This is a genomic window from Rhodococcus sp. PAE-6 (assembly GCF_025290685.1).
GTDB lineage: Bacteria > Actinomycetota > Actinomycetes > Mycobacteriales > Mycobacteriaceae > Rhodococcus > Rhodococcus pyridinivorans.
Genome location: NZ_JAOCLZ010000030.1, coordinates 1 through 17,763 on the forward strand (window position 1 = coordinate 1; position 17,763 = coordinate 17,763).

Annotated in this window: 19 protein-coding genes and 2 pseudogenes; 8 read left to right on the plus strand and 13 right to left on the minus strand. The window is 64.1% G+C overall.

All coding sequences use genetic code 11. From position 1 onward, the window contains the following. Positions 1-368: 368 nt before the first annotated feature. From NVV99_RS25055 to NVV99_RS25085, 7 genes and pseudogenes are all read left to right on the plus strand, one after another. Positions 369-1,118 carry a hypothetical protein gene (locus tag NVV99_RS25055; RefSeq protein ID WP_248957591.1) on the plus strand — a complete coding sequence of 250 codons (750 nt, stop codon included), beginning with the start codon at positions 369-371 and terminating at the stop codon, positions 1,116-1,118. Then, on the plus strand, positions 1,115-1,501 hold the full coding sequence (locus tag NVV99_RS25060) for an ATP-binding protein (protein ID WP_313906267.1): 387 nt from the start codon (positions 1,115-1,117) through the stop codon (positions 1,499-1,501). Before NVV99_RS25055 ends, NVV99_RS25060 begins: the two co-directional genes overlap by 4 nt. Positions 1,502-1,565: 64 nt before the next feature. Then, positions 1,566-2,747: a tyrosine-type recombinase/integrase gene (locus NVV99_RS25065; RefSeq protein WP_006554647.1), complete on the plus strand. Its 1,182-nt coding sequence runs from the start codon at positions 1,566-1,568 to the stop codon at positions 2,745-2,747. Further along, positions 2,744-4,885 carry a tyrosine-type recombinase/integrase gene (locus NVV99_RS25070; RefSeq protein ID WP_006554646.1) on the plus strand — a complete coding sequence of 714 codons (2,142 nt, stop codon included), beginning with the start codon at positions 2,744-2,746 and terminating at the stop codon, positions 4,883-4,885. The genes NVV99_RS25065 and NVV99_RS25070 overlap by 4 nt, the downstream gene beginning before the upstream one ends. Continuing rightward, a complete protein-coding gene (locus tag NVV99_RS25075; protein WP_006554645.1) occupies positions 4,882-5,328 on the plus strand; it encodes a DUF6262 family protein in 447 nt (148 codons plus the stop codon). The genes NVV99_RS25070 and NVV99_RS25075 overlap by 4 nt, the downstream gene beginning before the upstream one ends. 46 nt (positions 5,329-5,374) lie before the next feature. After that, positions 5,375-5,836: pseudogene (locus tag NVV99_RS25080) on the plus strand (ATP-binding protein); the annotation flags it as partial. Between the two features lie 207 nt (positions 5,837-6,043). Beyond that, positions 6,044-6,424, plus strand: a complete 381-nt coding sequence (locus tag NVV99_RS25085; protein ID WP_156665538.1) for a hypothetical protein — start codon at positions 6,044-6,046, stop codon at positions 6,422-6,424. Positions 6,425-6,468: 44 nt separating this feature from the next. On the opposite strand, the gene NVV99_RS25090 is transcribed toward NVV99_RS25085, so the two are convergent. The 10 genes from NVV99_RS25090 to NVV99_RS25135 all read right to left on the minus strand — a co-directional run bounded on the left by NVV99_RS25090 (position 6,469) and on the right by NVV99_RS25135 (position 14,900). After that, on the minus strand, positions 6,469-7,269 hold the full coding sequence (locus NVV99_RS25090) for an IclR family transcriptional regulator (protein ID WP_064257513.1): 801 nt from the start codon (positions 7,267-7,269) through the stop codon (positions 6,469-6,471). Between the two features lie 46 nt (positions 7,270-7,315). Continuing rightward, positions 7,316-8,065 carry a class II aldolase/adducin family protein gene (locus NVV99_RS25095; RefSeq protein ID WP_064257514.1) on the minus strand — a complete coding sequence of 250 codons (750 nt, stop codon included), beginning with the start codon at positions 8,063-8,065 and terminating at the stop codon, positions 7,316-7,318. Continuing rightward, positions 8,062-9,297 (minus strand): NAD(P)/FAD-dependent oxidoreductase, encoded by a 1,236-nt coding sequence (locus NVV99_RS25100; RefSeq protein WP_064257515.1) that lies wholly within the window; start codon positions 9,295-9,297, stop codon positions 8,062-8,064. Before NVV99_RS25100 ends, NVV99_RS25095 begins: the two co-directional genes overlap by 4 nt. Next, entirely contained in the window at positions 9,294-9,491 is a 198-nt protein-coding gene (locus NVV99_RS25105; protein ID WP_006897055.1) for a ferredoxin, read from the minus strand. Before NVV99_RS25105 ends, NVV99_RS25100 begins: the two co-directional genes overlap by 4 nt. A 48-nt stretch (positions 9,492-9,539) precedes the next feature. Further along, positions 9,540-9,845 (minus strand): hypothetical protein, encoded by a 306-nt coding sequence (locus NVV99_RS25110; RefSeq protein WP_006897056.1) that lies wholly within the window; start codon positions 9,843-9,845, stop codon positions 9,540-9,542. Continuing rightward, on the minus strand, positions 9,842-10,453 hold the full coding sequence (locus NVV99_RS25115; protein ID WP_006897057.1) for a 3-phenylpropionate/cinnamic acid dioxygenase subunit beta: 612 nt from the start codon (positions 10,451-10,453) through the stop codon (positions 9,842-9,844). Before NVV99_RS25115 ends, NVV99_RS25110 begins: the two co-directional genes overlap by 4 nt. 2 nt (positions 10,454-10,455) lie before the next feature. Next, positions 10,456-11,919, minus strand: coding sequence for an aromatic-ring-hydroxylating dioxygenase subunit alpha (locus NVV99_RS25120; RefSeq protein ID WP_006897058.1), 1,464 nt, complete (start codon positions 11,917-11,919; stop codon positions 10,456-10,458). A gap of 138 nt (positions 11,920-12,057) precedes the next feature. After that, positions 12,058-12,924, minus strand: a complete 867-nt coding sequence (locus NVV99_RS25125) for an aldo/keto reductase (RefSeq protein WP_006897059.1) — start codon at positions 12,922-12,924, stop codon at positions 12,058-12,060. A gap of 75 nt (positions 12,925-12,999) precedes the next feature. Beyond that, positions 13,000-14,142 (minus strand): MFS transporter, encoded by a 1,143-nt coding sequence (locus NVV99_RS25130; RefSeq protein WP_020171244.1) that lies wholly within the window; start codon positions 14,140-14,142, stop codon positions 13,000-13,002. A 101-nt stretch (positions 14,143-14,243) separates the two neighbouring features. Next, the gene (locus NVV99_RS25135; protein WP_055476446.1) at positions 14,244-14,900 is read right to left on the minus strand and encodes an N-carbamoylsarcosine amidohydrolase; all 657 of its coding nucleotides are present in this window, start codon (positions 14,898-14,900) and stop codon (positions 14,244-14,246) included. On the opposite strand from NVV99_RS25135, the pseudogene NVV99_RS25140 reads away from it, so the two are divergent. After that, positions 14,896-15,702, plus strand: a pseudogene (locus tag NVV99_RS25140) (IS630 family transposase); the annotation flags it as partial. The gene NVV99_RS25135 and the pseudogene NVV99_RS25140 overlap by 5 nt on opposite strands. On the opposite strand, the gene NVV99_RS27185 reads toward NVV99_RS25140, so the two are convergent. The 3 genes from NVV99_RS27185 to NVV99_RS25150 all read right to left on the minus strand — a co-directional run bounded on the left by NVV99_RS27185 (position 15,699) and on the right by NVV99_RS25150 (position 17,572). Then, positions 15,699-15,968 (minus strand): hypothetical protein, encoded by a 270-nt coding sequence (locus NVV99_RS27185; protein ID WP_313906268.1) that lies wholly within the window; start codon positions 15,966-15,968, stop codon positions 15,699-15,701. The pseudogene NVV99_RS25140 and the gene NVV99_RS27185 sit on opposite strands and share 4 nt — an antisense overlap. Position 15,969: 1 nt before the next feature. Continuing rightward, on the minus strand, positions 15,970-16,362 hold the full coding sequence (locus tag NVV99_RS27190; RefSeq protein WP_211270234.1) for a polysaccharide deacetylase family protein: 393 nt from the start codon (positions 16,360-16,362) through the stop codon (positions 15,970-15,972). Positions 16,363-16,657: 295 nt separating this feature from the next. After that, the gene (locus NVV99_RS25150; protein WP_235621849.1) at positions 16,658-17,572 is read right to left on the minus strand and encodes an alpha/beta fold hydrolase; all 915 of its coding nucleotides are present in this window, start codon (positions 17,570-17,572) and stop codon (positions 16,658-16,660) included. Positions 17,573-17,763: the final 191 nt, after the last annotated feature.

Genomic DNA, 17,763 nt, shown 5'->3' on the forward strand with positions numbered 1-17,763 from the left:
ACTACGATCGCATGCGCACCCTCAATCCGGAGGAAGCGCTCACACCATGAGCTCTCCGGAAACGCCGGGAGGGATCAGTCAGTAAATAATCCCCGAGACGGGGCCGGTGGTCCCCACAGACGCGATCACCGGCCCCCAACGGCAATACTGCTGGCCCCCAAACGCAATATCCGATGGCCCCCAAGCCTCCAAATACTCACAAGCCCGGCGATACGACGCAGTGCGATCTGTGGTTCCCGAAGACGCTGATTCCGCTGGGCGCAGGTCAGAGTGCTCAGATGCCGGTGTTGGTGATGACGCTGGCGTTCTCGAGGTACATCTCGGCGACGATGATCCCCTCCCGGATGGCCGGGGACATCCTGGCCGGCATGTGGCTGCTGCTGGGCCAGCTCGGGGCTGTATCCCATCGCCTGTGGTGGGACCGGGAATCGGCGATCGCGACCTCGGCGGGCAAGCCGACGGTCGATGCCGCGGCGTTCGCCGGGACATTGTCGTCGAAGCTGGTCATTGCCCCGCCGCGGGACCCAGAGTTCAAGGGGATGGTCGAACGACACAACGGCTACCTCGGCCAGTCGTTCATGGCGGGCCGGACCTTCACCGGCCCCGAGGACTTCAATGGCCAGCTCACCGAGTGGCTGGAAACAGCCAACTCGCGCACCGTGCGAGTGTTGGGAGCTCGACCCGTCGACGCACTAGTCGAGGACCGGGCCCGGATGCTCGCCCTTCCGCCGGTCGCACCGACCACGGGCCTGCGCACGACGGTGAGACTGGCGCGGGACTACTACGTCCGTATCGACTCGGTGGACTACTCAGTCGACCCCCGCGTGATCGGTCGCCTGGTCGAGGTAGTCGCCAGCCTGCATACGGTGACGGTGAACTGCGCGGGCGCCCTGGTGGCTGAGCACCGCCGCAGCTGGTCCCGCCGCGGGACGGTCACCAACCCCGAGCATGTGGAGCTGGCAAAGCAACTGCGCGTGGACTACTGGCAGCGGACCCGCGAGCAACCACCGATGAGTTCGTTCACTGATCCGGTGGTGCGCCCGCTGCGCGACTACGACGACCTCTACGACGTCGACTTCGCCGGGAACGCAGCATTGGATTCGGAGGTGTCGGCATGAGCGAAGACGCCTCGTCCCAGGTCGCCTACGCAGCCCGGGTGCTCAAGACCCCGACCATCTCGGGCGTGTTCGCCGACCTCGCCGATACCGCCCGTAGGCAGGGCTGGACCTACGAGGAGTACCTGGCCGCAGTCTTGGGCCGCCAGGTCGCCGACCGAGAGGCCTCCGGCATCCAGGTCCGCACGCGAGCGGCACACTTCCCGCAGGTCAAGACGCTCGAGGACTTCAATGTCGACCATCAGCCCACCTTGCGCAAAGACGTGCTCGCGCACTTAGCGACGAGCACTTACATCGGCAAGGCCGACAACGTAGTCCTGCTCGGGCCGCCCGTTATCGATGGGTGTTCGTCGACTCTCAGTAACGTCTCCGACGACGTGTGTTGACCTTGCTTTGTGATCGTTGTTGCCGGGTTATCGCCGGGAGCGCAACAACGTCAGGAGCGATGCTGTGGCCTACTGTGTGGCGGTGCGACCGCCTGGCGGGCGTCGGACATGGACGGTGATCGACGGCTCGTATCGGACCGTCGGACCGGTCGAGCAGTGGTTGGAGGCGCATCGGCACCTGTGGTCGCCGAACACGGTGCGCGGGTATGCGACATCGCTGGCGCAGTGGTGGACGTTCCTCGAACGACGCGGAGAGACCGACCGGTGGCAGGACGTCGGCGTCCCCGCGGTCGGTGGGTTCCTGTCGTGGTTGCGCAACGGCCGCACCGTCGAGCACGCCGTGGTCGCGTCGCAGCCGGTGCCGGCGCCCTCGACGCTGGAGGCACGGCTGGCGGCAGTGGTGTCGTTCTATCGTTGGCAGGAATCAGTTTTCGGCGTTCCGGTCGCGGGGAGAGTGCTGCGCGGGCCGGCGCGGCGGATGCCGGCGCGGGCGCTGCTGGCGCATCTGGACGCCCGGGTGGCGCCGCGACCGTCGTCGTCGGTGCGGGTGCGCAGCCATCGCCGTGGTGGCCGGCCTCCAGTGCTGTTGCCGGGGCAGATCGAGCAGATCCTCGACGGATGCGCCGTGCTCGATCCCACCACCGGGGACTGGGTGGGGAACCTGCGGGACCGGTTCTTGTTCGCGTTGTTGGCCGAGACGGGGATGCGGCTGGGTGAGGCGTTGGGGTTACGGATCGGGGACTTCGTGATGGGGCGGGGTGGGACACCGTTCGTGGAGATCGTGCCCCGGGAGGACAACGCGAACGGGGCTCGGGTGAAGATGATGCGCCCGCGGCGGGTGTATGTCGGCGCCGATCTGGAGCGGTTGTTCGCCGACTATCTGACCCATCTCGCCGGCCGGGCCGCCGACCTGGGTCTGCCGCTGGGGCCCGAGTCGCCGTTGCTGGTGAATCTGCGTCGGCCGCCGTTCCTGTCACCGTTGCGGGAAGGCACGGTTCGGGACAAGGTTGCCGCGTTGCGGCGCAACGGTATCGGGTCCGATGACTGGACGCCGCACTGGTTCCGGCACACTCACGCCACCGCCCTGCTGCTGGCGGGGACGCCGGAGTGGGTGGTCACGCGTCGGCTCGGTCATGCCCATGTCCAGACGACGCTGGACCTCTACGGCTGGGTTCGGGAGGACGAGGCGTTGCAGGCGGCGGCGAACTGGCTGGTGCACGCGCCGGACTGGCAGGCGAGCGAATGAACGGCCGATGCCCGCCTTCTCCGGGCGGAATCGAGACCGCGGATCCGATCTGGCGGCTCTGGCAGGAGCTGCCGCCGCAGTGGCGCGGACCGATCATCGGACCCGCGGTCGAGGACTGGGACAAGATCACCGAGAATGCCTCGGCCCGGATCCGGCTGCACGATCTGCCGGAGACGATCGCTGCCGAGCTGGCCTGGATGGCGCACTGGCAGGCACGGGACGGCACCCGATCCTCGGTGTTGGCGACCAATCAGCTGGCCAACATCGTCCGACGAGCGATTCGTGACCGGCATCCGTTCCCGCCGTCGATCCGGGCGATGGACTGGGATCAGGCCGCGGCGCTGCAGCGCTGGTTCTATGCGACCCGGTGGGGACGGCTGCCGCCGCACGGCAGTATCGCCCGACTGCGCGTGCTGTTCCGGTTCGCTCGCCTGGCGCTGGTGGCGCGCTGTCACGACGGGCACTGGTGGCAACTCGACGACTGGCACCCGCGCTGCGATCCGCGGATTCCGCTGACCGGGCGGGAACCGCAGGGCAACTACGGCTGTTCGCCCGGACAGATCCGTCATCGTTGGCTGCGGGAGGCCGCGAAGTGGCAGTTGGGGACCGCCCTCGAGGCCGGGACCTTGCGATGGTCGACGGTCAGCCAGGAACGGATCAAATGCCTGACCCGCTTCGATCGTTGGCTGAGCACCCTCGACGATCCGTTGCGGGTTCTCGGCGACCCCGCCGACGCCGCCGCCCACGCAGCGACGTTCCGGCGGTGGGATGCCGACCCGGCCCACCGGCTGCTGCGCACCAACGACCGCCGCTTCGCCGACAAGCCGGTGCATCCCCGTCAGATCAACGACGATCTGCGCGCCGTCGGTGAGCTGTTCGCGTTCGTTGCCGGCCACCACGCCGACGCCCACCGACTGCTCGACACCGCACCGTGGTCACGGCTGACCGAGGCACACGCCGCCAGCTGGCTGCGGCAGGTCACCCGCATCAAACACACCCGCGAGATCAACGACGCCCACTACGTCGACGACCACGCCATGAGCCAGATCCTGGCGGCGTTGCCGCTGCTCGGTTTGCCCCGCGACCAGCAGATGCTCCTCACCGGGGACGGCGGCACCCCGGTGCCGGCCGCCGGTTTCGACGATCCGCAGGCCATGCGGATGATCCTGCTGCAGATCCTCACCGGCCGCCGCGCCAGCGAAATCCGCACCTGCAGGTTCGACTGCCTGACCGCGCCCCCGGCCTCCGCGGTCGCCGACGAGCAGATCGCCCGGTTCCACTACGCACAAACGAAGATCGACAGCGCACCGGACACCATCCTCGTCGATCGGCAGGTCACCGAGATCATCGGCGAGCAGCAACGCTGGGTGCGAGAGAAGTTCCCCGACCACGAACCGCGGTTCCTGTTCGTCCAGCGCAACGGCAACCGCACCGGCGGCAAACCCTATCCACCGGGCACCTACAACTGGATGCTGCGCGAGTTCAGTGACCGAGTGCAGATCACCGACAGTCGCGGCCAGCCGATCCGGCTCAGCCACACCCACCGGTTCCGCCACACCCGCTTCACCCGCCTGGCCGAGCTCGGCCTGCCGATCCACGTGCTGCAACGCTATGCAGGCCACGCCACCCCGACGATGACCATGCACTACATCGCCGCCCGGCAACAGCACGCCGAACAAGCATTCCTGGCGACGGTGAAGTTGAAGGCCGACGGCACCCGGATCCAGTTCTCCCGCGACGACCACGACAGCCTGCACCTGTTCGACCGCGCCGACCGACGCCTGCCCCACGGGTGGTGTCTGCTGCCGCCGCTGCAGACCTGCGACAAGGGCAACGCCTGCCTGACCTGTTCGGTCTTCGTCACCGACGCCACCCACCGAAGCGTCCTGCAACGCCAGCTCGACGACACCACCGAGCTGATCGACCGCGCCACAACCGAATTCGAGACCAAACACGGTCACCCGATGCCCGACGACAACATCTGGCTCACCCACCGCCGCACCGAACAGCAGGCGCTGGCCCGACTGCTGGACGCACTGCCGCCCGAGCCCGGTCACACCGCCGGCAGCGGCTGCTCGCAGCCCGCCACCACCGGGCCGATCCCGCTGCCCCTGCTCACCCGAAGGACACAGCCGTGACCACCCCACAGGCAGCCCGCACCGCCGCCCTGATCGCCGCCGCCAAATCCAAATCCGCCCGCAAGACCGCCGACGCCGAACAGGCCATCCGGCGCCTGCTCACACGCGGTGAGCGCATCACCTTCCAGGCCGTCCAACGCGAGGCCGGCGTCTCCCATGCCTTCCTCTACAACCACCCCGAACTACGACCCCGCATCGAACGGCTGCGCGCCGACAGCGCCCCGCCGGCCGGCACCGACACCACCAGGGCAGACTCGGAGAACACCCTCGTCCGAGTGCTCAGCCGGCAGATCACCGACCTGAAGACGCAACACCGCACCGAAGTGCTCGCCCTGCGGGACGCCCTCGAACAAGCCCACGGCGAGAACCTCGAACTGCGACGCCACCTCGACCGCACAGGCGCTGCCACCAGCCGCGTTCCATCAATCGATGAACCGTCATGACCAGCGTCAACACGCCACCTCCAGGCCCAAACCGGGGATAACGGGCGGAGTGGGCAAGACCCACCTGGCGATCGCCCTCGGATACAAGGCGATCGCCGCCGGCTACGCCGTGCAGTTCGACACCGCCGTCGGCTGGCTCGCCAGGCTTCAGGCCGCGCACGCCGAGAACCGCCTAGAGGCCGAGCTGCGCAAGTTGCGCCGCTACAAGCTGCTCATCATCGACGAGGTCGGCTACATCCCGTTCGACTCCGACGCCGCCAACCTGTTCTTCCAGCTCGTGGCTCACCGCTACGAGCAGGGCTCGATCCTGGTGACCTCGAACATGCCATTCGGCCGCTGGGGCGAGATCTTCGCCGACGACATCGTCGCCGCCGCGATGATCGACCGTCTCGTCCACCACGCCGAGGTCCTCACCCTCGGCGGCCAGTCCTACCGGACCAAAGCACGACGAGACCTCATGACCGCACAGACCAACAACCAGAGGGGTCAGAATTCGCCCGTCACATAGGGGTCAATTTTCACCCGCCGTTGACAACGTTCAACACATTGCACGGGCCATACGTGCCCGTTCGCCGCCGCTATGATCGGCGACCGCAACGGGGAGTTCAACGCACACAAGGGGACCCGCTCCCGTGCGGCCCCTCAGCGGGGGCACGTTCGATTTCCGAAGCGGGGCGTGCGTCCCCGCGCCTCACCGCTACAGCAAACCTCCGGCGTGTCAGCACTTTCTCTGATCCAGACAGCACTCATCGTCTGCGCCGTCGGGCTTTCACTCATGGCGATCCCCACCACCTGGAGCTACGTGGTAGGTGTCCTGCTAGCGGTGGGCCTGGGGTGGGGGTGGCCAGGTCTGGTGCACTTCCTCATCTCGCACATGGCGCCTGGGGCCACCGCAGCGGCCACCGACATTGTCCAGACCGGCACGTACATCGGCAATACCATCGGCCCCATGCTCACCGGGGTGGCCCTTAGCCTCGGTAACTCGACACTGACCTGGGCGATGCTCGTCACTATGGCAACCGTCGCCGTGGTCATTTCCTTCTTCTTCGGGCTCCGACTGCGGAGAATCGACTCTCTAGAATCGCCGCTGAGCTGAGGTGGTCCTGTCCACAGCACCACCGTCACTGGCCGTCGAGATCCTTAAACGAGCAAGTTCTGGATTTCTTTGGCGGCTGTCTGGAGCATAGCTCCGAGTTCTGTGCGGAGTTGTTCAGTCATGCGGTGAGCGGGCACGGATACATTGATCCCGTAGTATCCTCCGCTCGGGCTGGTGATGGGAACAGCGACTGACATGACGCCGTCTTCGCTTTCTTCCTGGCTCGTTGAGTATTCGGTTTGCCGAATCGTTTCGAGGGCACGCTCCAGATCGGAACGGGAAATGATAGATCCCTTGGTGAGACCCGGGAGCTCCTCATACGGGTACAGGGCATGCAGTTGTTCCGTGGTGAGTAGGCTCAGCATTGCTTTGCCCGTTGCAGTGCAGTTGGCAGGAAGCATCGCACCTTGACGTGAGGCAACGCGGACGGCACGTTGGCTTTCGATGGCCTCCAGAAAGTGTGCGTTCGAGCCTTTGAGCTCGGCAAAGTGCACCGTCTCTCCGGTTGCCTCGAATACCCTTTCCATTGCTGGACGAATTAGCGTTCCGATGTCGACGTGGCGCCGTATGGCGAAGGCGATGGAGCTGAGTGCTTGTCCGGGTTCGTACGCTTTGGTCTGAGGGTTCTGCCGTACGAAACCTCGGTAGAGGAGCATCCCCATGAGGCGATGGGCCGTAGATGACGCCACTCCGAGGTACTTGCTGGCATCGGTGAGCCGGATGCTCGGCCGAGTCTCGAAGAGCAGCAACAATCGGAGTGCGTTGTCGACGGATTCGATGGGGTACTGCGGAGGAGGGCCGTATCTGGAGTCGTCCTCCGCCCGTGATGCGGACATGAGCTTCATGTTACTGACCGGGGGTTCAGTCTCTGTCCGGCTAGGGCGCAGGCCGTCAACGAGGCTCACCAAGTCGTGCGAGTTCATGTCTCCAAGCAGTCTCTGTGTTGAATGCTCCTCCGAGGTCGGGCAGTTCGGCCATATCGGCGTCGGGCAGGTCGACGAGGTGCCCACCAGCCGAAGTCACTTGCAGTGCCAACCCGGACAGGCCGTCCACGCTGATGGCCTGGAGAACTGCTTGCTCGACGGTTTCGGCCGCGCTGGTGAGGCCGTGGCCCCGCAGCACAACAACGGGCCTTGTTCCCATGGCATCGGCCATTTCGGTGGCGAGCCGACGGTCGCGGATGAGTACTCCGCGGGGATAGACGGGCACCCCGTTGGCGGCGAGGCGGGCTCCGGGAATGTCGTACGCCCCTACGATGGGGCGTACTGCAAGCCCTGCCAGGTCGGCGGCAACCACTCGCGGGGGATGGGCGTGAACGACAGCCCGGATGTCTGGGCGGCGCCGGAAGAGCTCGGTGTGCAGCGGCAGTTCGTTGGGGACCGTGTATCCGCCCGCGAGCTCGCCGTCGGCGGCGGGATTGCCGTCGAGGTCCACCATGCGGATGTCTTCGGCTTGCGTATACGCCAGTCCGCGTTCGTACGGGCCGCGACAGCGCACCAGCAATGTGCTGTCGGTAATTTTCAGGCTGATGTGACCCAAGATTCCATCTGCAAGGCCCCGATGGGCCAAGACCCGGCAGGCGAGGGCGATATGTTCCCGGCTGACGCTCTCGGTCTGGGGCAGCAAGTTTCCGGGTGTCATGACGCCCTCCTCGGCGGTGGCTCCAACTGGGGTTCGAGCTTGGCGCGCAGATCCTGCACCGTGATGCCCCTGGCCATGCCCAGACGGCAGGCAATGAGGGCTTTGGGCCAGTTCACGATGGCTGCGCCCCGGACGGTGGTGCCGTCGGTGGTGTAGAGGGCGGCGAACTTGCCGTGGACCTGCGGGTGTCCGATGAGGACGTGGTCGACATTGCCTCCGACGCGTCCCACGACCTGAATTTTCCAGTCGTGCTGGTCGCTCCACACGTATTCAATGGGCGTGTAGGCGCGCGGCTGTTCCGGATGGATGATGTTGTAGGCCACGCAGGCGGCCTGTTCCACCGCGTTAGTCCAGTGCTCGGTCCTGACGTCCTCGCCGTGCTTCTGGTGGCGCCAGCGGGCTACGTCGCCGACGGCGTACACGTTCGCAGCGTCGAGGGCTTGACAGTACTCGTTGAGCACGACCCCGTTGTCCACCAGCAGGCCGGATGCGCTAAGCCAGGAGTCATTGGGGATGACGCCAATACCGATCAGCACGGTGGCCGCCTGAACGCTCTCACCGTTGGTCAGGTGGAGGGAGAAGTTGCCCTCCTCGCCTTCGATAGCTTCCACTCCGGTGCCGAACATGGTGTCGACCCCGTTGTCCTGGTGAAGGTCTGCGAACCACTGGCCGATCTCAGGGTTAAAGAGGCGGCTCATGGGCACGGGCACCGGGTCGATGACGGTGACCTCCAATCCCAGGCCGCGGGCGGTGGCTGCCGCTTCGGCGCCGATGAACCCTGCCCCGATAACGGCCAGCGCCCCACCCCGGAGAAGGTCCCCACGTAGTTCGCGGGCGTCCTCAAGGGTGCGCAGCACGTGAATCCCTGGAGACTGGCCCCAGGGAGAGGGCCGGGGTGATGCTCCGGTGGCAATGACGAGGTTGTCGTAGCGAAGGGGGTCATGCCCTTCAAGCTTCAGCAGGTTCTCGGCGACGTCCAGATCGACAGCGCGGTGCCCCAGCAAGAGTTGGATGTCCTCGGCATCGGCCTGCTCCTGTGTCAGCAGCCGGATAGAGTCCTCGTCGGCGGATCCCGCAAGAACGGATTTCGACAATGGCGGCTTATCGTAGGGAAGTTCGGTCTCTTCTCCCACGAGGATGATCTCCCCCTTATAGCCTTCCAGCCGGAGGGACTGCGCGGTGCGCACCCCGGCAATGGAGGACCCGACGACGACGACGGTGCCCGGGCTCATGCGTCCTCTACCACCAGTGCGGAGACCGGGCAGCTGCGCGCGGCTTCGGTGACGCGGGCGCGGTCGGCTTCGGGGACTTCGGTCTGGAGCAGCACGACGATCCCGTCGTCGTCCAGGTCGAAGTAGTCAGAGGCTCCGACGACGCAGTTCGCGTATCCCTGACAGGCCTGCAGATCGGCTTTTACAACGGGCATGGTCGAACTCCTTAGCTTGAGACGGTGGTGCTCTGGCGGTTGGGGTGTTTATTCGTCTTCGGCCACGAGCGGCCCGAAAGGGTGTCCGATCATGGCCGAGAACGTGGCCGGGGCCTGCCAGGTCAGGGACTCCAGTTCCAGCGGACAGAGCGTTACCCACTGGCCCGAACGAGGAGATTGAATCATCAGCCGCGAACCGTTGCGGGTCTCGATGCGGGTGACCTGGACCTCCGAGAACTCGTTAGCGATCACGATCGGCTTGCCGGTGACGTGCTCTTCGAGCCGGCGGCGTTCCTCGGTGGCCTGGATCGCCGCGAGGCGGTCTTCCTCCTCGCCTTCCCATTCCAGTTTCACAGGAAGATCGCCAGGTTCTGCATGCGGATGACCGACTCGTCGACCATGATGGTGCGACGGGCCAGCTCCCACCCGGACCCGGATGAGGTACGGCGGAGGAGATCCTCGCGTCCTGCCGAGACAGTGGAGGACTCCCCGACGTCACCACGGCTGCGGAAGAGAAGAACCGCCGAGTCCACGATGATCTCTTGCGGGTCGGGGGTGCGGAAGGTGCGCACGTTGGTGATGTAGTGGCGCAGCCGTGATGGGGGGTCTTCGGTCCACGCGTGCTCGGTGGCGAAGCGTGCCACGCGGCGACTGAGCGAGTACTTGTTCTCGTCCCAGTGCGCCATCCCCGGTGAGGTGGAGTATCCGGCGCCCAGGGCAGTGGTGACGCGGACGGGCATGAGATAGTGCACGTCATCGGCGATCCGGGAGAGCCACTCGTCGTAGTCCTGGGCGTCCAACAGGTACGCCTCATCGACCAGCCAACGATGCGCCTCCAGGTGAAGTTCATCGTTGAAAGGCAGGGTCTGCCCCGTCCGCTGAGTACGCGGGGCGTGGGCTCCCAGCGCCGATTGTTCGGACAGCGTCAAGTTCTCGTTCTCGTGTGCCGTTCCAACACTCATGATCAGACCTCCTCGTGAAGGGTTGCTGCGGGCGCGGTCTCTGCGCTGCCGCAGGCCGGGCGGGCGGGCCCCGATCCGGCGGCCGGTGGCGCTTGCACCGGGTCCGAGCCCACGTGCACCTGCGCTGCGGCTTCTACCGGACGTTCGAGGTGATCGGCCCACCGGCGCAACAACTCCCGCTGGTTGTACTCGCTGTAGCCGACACGGGTGGCGCCGGGTCCCGAGTATTCCTCGGGGGACAGGGCCTCGACGACGTTCTCGCCGTTCTCGAGCATGCCCATCCGGCTGTTGAGCAGCAGACGCCGTGCCATGGAGCCGGCGGCAGTATTGGTGAGGGACACCCAGTTCTCGACGTCGTCCTGCTCGAACATGCCGCCACTGCCGAAGCACATGAGATACGCCTTGTAGGAAAGCGCTTTGTACTCCTCCGGCGCGTTCTTGTCGACGGCGAACCACGAGAGGACTTCCGTCTCGTTCTCGCTGATCGGCTGCCACACGCGGATAGAGATGAAGGGGAGCACCTCGTCGGAGCCCTCTTCGACCCGCGGCCAGTTATGGACGAAGCTCATGTTCGGGAACAGTGAGGCCGCCGAGATCATGAACCCGTCCTTGCCGACCACGTCGAGCTGCTCCTGGGTCCACTGCTCCTTCATCCGGGCGATCATCTCGTCCGGGTAGCCCACGTAGCGCAGGCGCTCCTCCAGGCCACCTTCGGGCAGCTTGTAAGTGGTGCCGCCACCGTTGCCAGCCCAGTACGTGGTGCCGTCCTTGCGCTTCTCCGCCTTGGGCTCGCGGAAGAGGCCGATCTCCACCACCGAGGTGTGGGTCTGGGGCGTGTGGTACATGTCCCCGGCGAAGTTCTCGGCCCCGATCTTCCAGTTCGCCTTGACCCGCCAACGCTGAGGGCCACGCAGCTCGATGCCGTCCGCGCTCTGCTTCGTGTAGTAGTCCAGGTAGAACTTGAAGTCCCCCAGGAACTCCTCCAGGGGCTCGGCATCCGGGTCCATGCTGATGAAGATCAGACCGTTGTACGTGGCCAGCGAGGGAGCAGGCAACAAGGTCTGGCCCTTCTTCTTGAAGCCTTCCTCCCCGCCGTATGCCTCCTTGTGAAACGGCAGGCCAACGAGGCGCCCGTCATTGCGGTAAGACCAACCGTGGTACGGGCAACGGAAGTGGGAGGCATTGCCCATCTCCGCCCGGCACACCTGCATGCCCCGGTGGAGGCACATGTTGAACAGGGCCCGGACCTGGCCCTGTTCGTCCCGAGAGATAATGAACGAGTCCTCGAGGACCCTGCGGACCACGTAGTCACCAGCCTCGGGGACCTCCGACTCGTGGGCGACGAACAGCCAGCTGCGGCTGAAGAGACGTTCCTTCTCGAGTTCGAAGAGCTCTTTGTCGTTGTAGATATGTGCAGGGATCATGCCCCGCCGTACGTCCTCGAGGACGCCGTGATGGTCTGCCATGGGAGAGCTCCTTCTCGATCATCGATCAGTCAGTCTGTAGAGCAGAGGTCCACTCTGTCGTGAAGAGGTTTCCGCATTTTGTGATCTACGTCAACCCCTCCCACTCTTCGTGCCAGGTACGGGTGGGTGCGGCAAGGGTCAGTGGCCGTTTTCGGGGGAGTCGGAGTCGCGGGCGGCGTTCTCTCCGCGGTCCAGCCTCGCCAGGGCGGCCATTTCCTCGGCAGTCAGGGAGAAATCGAACACCGAGATGTTCTCGACCAGCCATGCGGGTTTGGCGGCCTGCGGGATCGGGACGATTCCTTGCTGGACGTGCCAGCGGAGCAGAACCTGCGCCGGACTCTTTGCTGTCCGTTGCGCGATCTGCACCACGATGGGGTGGTCACGCAGTCCCGATTCGCGACCAATAGGGCTCCAGGCCTCGGTAATGATGCCCAGGTCCTGGTGCACTGCCCGCGGGGGTAGCCGTGCGAGATCGGGGCTGAGCTGGATCTGGTTCACGTCAGGAACCACGCCGGTCGCGGCAATGACCTTCTCCAAATGGTCCGGCTTGAAATTGGAGACACCGATCGCTTTGACACGGCCTTCGTCCAAGAGCTTGACGAGGCCTCTCCATGCCTCGGTGTACTGGTCCAAGGCCGGCACGGGCCAGTGGCACATGAACATGTCCAGGTAGTCCAGGCCCAAGGCTTGGAGACTGCGGTCGTAGGCCCTCTGCACACCGTCGACGCTGTGGGACTCCTTGTTGAACTTGCTGGAGACGAACAGCTCTTCACGCGCAACGCCGGCAGTGCGGACACCGCGTCCCACCGCGTCTTCATTGCGGTACTGGAACGCGGTGTCGACGAGCCGGTAGCCGCTTTGAATGGCGTAGCGGACGGCCGTCTCGCACTCTTCCCCCACCAGTGGCCAGGTGCCCAGGCCCAGATGCGGAATGCTATGCCCGTGCCGCAGTCGGAGCCTCGGGACCGTTGCGGGGTCATCGCTCGGATGGGTTTTCGTCGTCATGGACAGCCTCTCGTCGAAACGTCTTGCTTTCTTGTCACCGGAGGCAAATAGCGCGAGCCTCGGGGTCTGTGTCGGTCAGTCGACATCTTTGTTGGATCTCCAGGTGGTTGCAGCTGGGGTGATGATGAGCAGGCCCGCGGCCAGCAGGGCCGCGGTCACCGGAACGAGGGTGACCAGCCCGGCCATGCCCAGCGGTGAGAGGAAGAGCGCCGTGGCGCGGAAAGTGCCCGTCAATGCGAGGGCGTCTCCGCGTTCTTCTGGGTGCACCTTCTCCGCTGCGATGGCCGGACCGACGGTCTGCAGGACCCCGGCACCGATGCCGGAGATGGCCAGGGCAATGGCCACCGGGGCGGTCAGACCGGCGAACGGTCCCACTGCGGCCAGTCCCAGCCCTGTAGCTATCATCCCGATGACCAGAGACGCCCTGACGCCCCGGCGCCGGACCCACCCGCTGGCGGTACTACCGACGAGAACGGTGGCGTTGGCGATGGAGAGCAGGATACCGATGACTGCAGCCGGTTGGCCTGCCAGGGACAGGGCCAAAGGGACGTAGGAGTCCAGAAGGCTTTTCCAAACCCCTGCGCCCGTGTTCATCCAGCAGGCAGCGTTGACACCGGGTCGTCGCCACAGACGGACATCCCTGCCAGTGGGTGAAGAAGGCCTGGCCGCGAACGGGGGAAACCTGATCAACAAGGCCGCGGGGACGACGGCGACGGAACCTGCGACGATCCCCATCATGAGTGGCAGTTGCACCGAGGCCTCCCAGAGGTATCCGGCCACCGTGGGGCCGAGAAGCGCACCGATCCCCGCCGCCAGATTGACGTCCCGGAGGCCACTGACCGGTGCGGCGGATGTACGAACGGCGTGGGTCTGGCTGCTGGTCCAGAAGAACGCCCGGGCTATTCCCTGGACCAACTGGGACGCGACAAAAAACACGACCGCGGGAGAAATCGCGAGCAGTGCGCACGAGATCGCGATCATCAGCCCGGATCCCACGAGGAAGGACCTGTCCGGAATCCGACGCATCAACGCGCCCATGTACAGGCGGGTGATCAGCTGTGCGATGGCAGCCACGGCGACCAGCAGCCCGATCTCACTGGGGGTGTAGCCCGCATGCACACCCAAAAGAGGGACGACAACGGACAAAGTGCCCAGCGCGAAGCTGAACAAGATGATGGCCAGCGCGCTCAAGGCCCTGTCATAGTTGACGGAGTCCATGTGCTTTCCCGTGGTGGTAACTCTTTCGCATCGACGTCCTCAAGGATCCGCTGATGCGCTGGCCGATGAGCTTTCGTCACCGGTGTCCGTATTCGGCGTCTCTACTGGTGGACATGCTGGAGGTAGGCGCTGGCGTCCTCCAGGCTCACGACGTCACCGTACTTGTTGTCGATGTCGAAGAGGCTTGCCAGGTGTGGCAGCTCTGCTCTGTCTCCCACGCCCTCTTCCACAACGACTGTGTGGAATCCGTAGGAGCACGCGTCCACAGCGGTGGCGCGGATGCATCCGCTGGTCGTGCATCCGAGGAGGATCACCGTGTCCACGCCCCGGGAGATCAGACGAGCTGCCAGATCGGTACCGAAGAAACAGGACGCGTACTTTTTGACCAGCAGCATCTCGTTCTCGCGACGACCCAGTCGCTCATCCAGCTCCACCCACTCGTTTCCCTCCATCAGCCAGCTGTTGGAAGGGATCTTGCGGATCCACTTGCCGGCCTCCTGAAGGTCCGCATCGTAGGCGACCGTCGAGAAGATCACGGGCACGTCGGCATCGCGTGCGTCTGCAAGCAGTTGTTGGGTGGCCTGCAACTGAGAGTCGAGTTCGCCGGCCAGGGGGGATCTGGTGTCGGTGAACCCCCGGATCAGGTCGATGACCAGCAGCGCTGGCCGCTGCCCGAAGCCGGTCCGGCCGCCCAAACCTTTGGCTCGGAAATCTGCTCGAAGACGTTCGTATTCTTCAACGGCATTGCTGATAGACATTGTTGTCTCTTCTCTTCTCTGCTTTGTTCCTCCGCCGAAGAAGTACGGGGTGACGCACTGGTCCTCACGCCTGCTGGCGGATCATCTGAAGATCGGTAACGCCACCGTGGCCAGGGCGTGGCGCAAGTTCGGCGTGCAGCCTTGGCGGGCCGGAACGTTCAAGTTCTCCACCGATCCCGAACTGGTCGCGAAGGTCACCGACGTGGTGGGGTTGTACTTGGCGCCACCGGACAACGCGATCGTGTTGTGTGTTGACGAGAAGAGTCAGATCCAGGCGCTGGATAGGACCGCGCCGATGCTGCCGATGCGCACCGGCAGCATCGAAAGGCACACCCACGATTACAAGCGGCACGGCACGACGACTCTGTTCGCCGCGTTGGACATTGCGACCGGGCACGTCACCGGCGCGGTCAAGCCGAAGCATCGCCATCAGGAGTTCCTGGCGTTCCTGCGTCAGCTCGACCGCGCCTACCCGGAGGTGGACCTGCACCTGGTGATGGACAACTACGCCACCCACAAAACCCCGGCGGTGAAGGTGTGGCTGGCACAGCATCCGCGGTTCCACGTGCACTTCACCCCGACGTCCGGGTCCTGGCTCAACCTCGTGGAAGTCTGGTTCGGCATCATCGACCGGCAGGCCATCCGCCGCGGTGTCTTTACATCCGTCAAGGACCTCAATGCCAAGATTCGCCAGTTCATCACGGGCTGGAACGACCGCAAACACCCATTCGTCTGGACCAAAACTCCCGAACAGATCCTCGCGAAAGCCAACCCTAAACCAACTTCAGAAACGCGACACTAGGCCGCAGGACGATCCGCAACATTATTCTTGAAGTGAGCCGCGATATCATCCGACGTAGTAATCCAAACATCGTCCTGTTCGGCGATGAAATCCAGGGCCAGGTCAAGGTACTTCTGACGGAACGGCTGGTTGATGATGAACGGGTGAAGGCCAATGCCCATTACTCGCACATGGTCATCCGCTTCCTTAGACAGCTGCTCATACTGGTCCTTAATCAGCTGGACAAAGCCCTCACCGCTGAGACCGTTTCCGCCGAACAGCATCACATCATTCAAAACGGTCGAGTACGGAACACTGAGCATCGGCTTCTCGCCATTGAGATAGAACGGCTGGTCGTCGGCGCACCAGTTCCAGCACATATTCCAGCCCCAGTTCGGCGAGAATCTGAGGTGTCTCAAATGTCTCGGTAAGCGCGGGACCGATCCAACCAGTCGGACGAGTCCCCGTGTGCCGCTCGATTTCGTCCACGACCTCTTCAAGATATTTTCTCTCTACGCTCTTCTCCATCCCGTTCTGGAAGGTCGAATTGTCGCGACCATGAGCCACCCACGACCAGTTGCGCTCGTTTCCGGCCGCGATGACCTGGGGATAAAGCGAACATGCGTCAGAGTTCACAAAGGCGGTCGCCCGCATTCCGTGACGATCGAGCGATTCGATCATCCGCTAGATCCCCACCCGCATTCCATAGTCTCGCCACCCATAGTTGAGGGGGTCCGGGGTCAGCCCAGCTGTTCCGGCAAAAATTGATGTCGACGGCTTGTCGACCGGATAGTGTTCCACCGCGACGCCCGCGTAGAAGGCGACCTTCTTCCCGCCCGGCCACTCGAATCGTGGACGCTCAGTAATCGGTGAATAGTCGTAAAGCGAGTTGTGCATTAGATTCCAGCTTCCTCTTCGAAGTTGTTTGTATCAGACATCTGGTCTTTCGAGCACGAAAGACCGACGAAGGGTTCTGCTAAAGCGAGATGAACGCACCAACCGCGGCGTTGAACTTTTCGCGCTGGTCACTGAACACGTGATGACCAGCGTTGTTGATGAGATAGAGCGAGCTATCCAGGGTGTTGGCAGCGATCAGATCGAAGAGCCCCTTACCCATCGACACCGGCGCCGATCGATCATTGACTCCCCACACAACCAGCGTCGGCACCGGGATTCCTGCGTCGGCAAGCCGTTCCTGAACCCAGCGCCTGCCCTCGCTGAGGCTAGGCAACCAGTGCTCCTCCGCATTGCGTGCATATCCGGCGACAGCGTCGAGCTGCTTTTCGCTCTCGAGCCACTTTGTGGCGATCCCGATGTAGTCCTCGGGCAGATCTCCCTCATTAACCGCCTGGGCAGCATGATAGTGACGGATCAACTCGGCCGAACCTCCGGGGGCAGTCCTTTCGACTCGCTCGTAGAAGTCCATGTCGGTTCCGACGGGCGGCGCCGGTGCCGCAGTCGCACTGCTGATGATGACCAGCTTCTTTACCATCTCAGGGTACTTCAACGCGAGAAGGACCGCCGTCATGCCGCCGCGCGAGTGACCCACCAGGGTCAGGTTCTTGAGCCCCAACTGAGTTGCAAAGTTCGCAACGTGTTCGGCGACCGCGTCGACAGTCCAGTCTTCGTCATTCAGCGGGAGACCAGTCTCGCCCTGACCGAGTTTGTCGACCGCGAGGACACGGCCGTACTCGCCGAAATCCTCTAGAACGTTGCCCCAGGATTCGATTCCGACCGGTATGAAGAACCCGAAATGCCCCCCATGGATGAGGAGGATCGGATCCTTGTCCTGGCCGTCGTCGAAATAACGCGTCTGAACCCCTTTCACATCGACGGTATGGAACTTCTGGGTGATTGAAGAGCTTGGCACGGATAACGCCTTTCTGTGCACGATAACGATTGAACAATTCATCGCAGTTCGACCCCTACCGACGTGGTAGTTCTGGCCAGTAGAAATCTCTTCTGCGTGTGCCTGAAAGCTACGCGCCTCCGCATCGACTGTCAATGAGGTTTTCTCACCAGAGAGTCACCGACGACAGCAAAGACATCCGAACGGTGTGGCGTGAAAAGAGGACGTGGGGT